Annotated in this window: 1 protein-coding gene; it reads right to left on the bottom strand. The window is 53.0% G+C overall.

What is annotated here, in order from left to right:
• Positions 1-536 (bottom strand): tyrosine-type recombinase/integrase (locus R8O10_RS27165; RefSeq protein ID WP_318192221.1); only part of this gene is annotated, 536 nt, incomplete at both ends.

Raw genomic sequence — 536 nt, 5'->3', positions numbered from 1 at the left:
CCGCACGTAAGTTTTTGCTCGCCTCCCGCATGTGCGTGGCAAATGACTGGCGCCACTTATGTGGGCTAATATCGCTCGCTACAGTTTCCATTTGTCCCCACTCTGCCATGCGTTTTTGCACGCTACGGTGCGAAATACGGGTTCCGAGTTTAGACACAAATAATGCAGGTTCACCTGGCGCTGCTAAGTCACCACGAACGCGCAGCCACTTACCAACCCATTCCGTTGCCATCCCCGAAAAAGGCACTTTACGCTCTTTGTCACCTTTACCGATAACACGAAGCTCGCCACTGCGCAGCTGTACATCTCGCACATCCACACTGACCAACTCGGCTAAACGCAGGCCGGCACCGTACATCAGCTCCATCATTGCGCGATCGCGGATCGCCAATGGGTCATCTTCATTCACTTCGAGCAGTTGATTCACTTCATCCACATCGAGGTTTTTTGGCAGCGGGCGCTTTTTACGAGGTGCAGACACCCCTTTGGCAGGGTTGGCTGACATCTCACCACGCAGAATCAAGAAATCGAAAAAG

It is taken from the genome of Vibrio sp. 1727 (genome assembly GCF_033344415.1).
In the GTDB taxonomy this organism is placed as follows: domain Bacteria; phylum Pseudomonadota; class Gammaproteobacteria; order Enterobacterales; family Vibrionaceae; genus Vibrio; species Vibrio alginolyticus.
The sequence above is the reverse complement of the archived record's forward strand: the minus strand, read 5'-3'. Positions and strand labels throughout refer to the sequence as shown.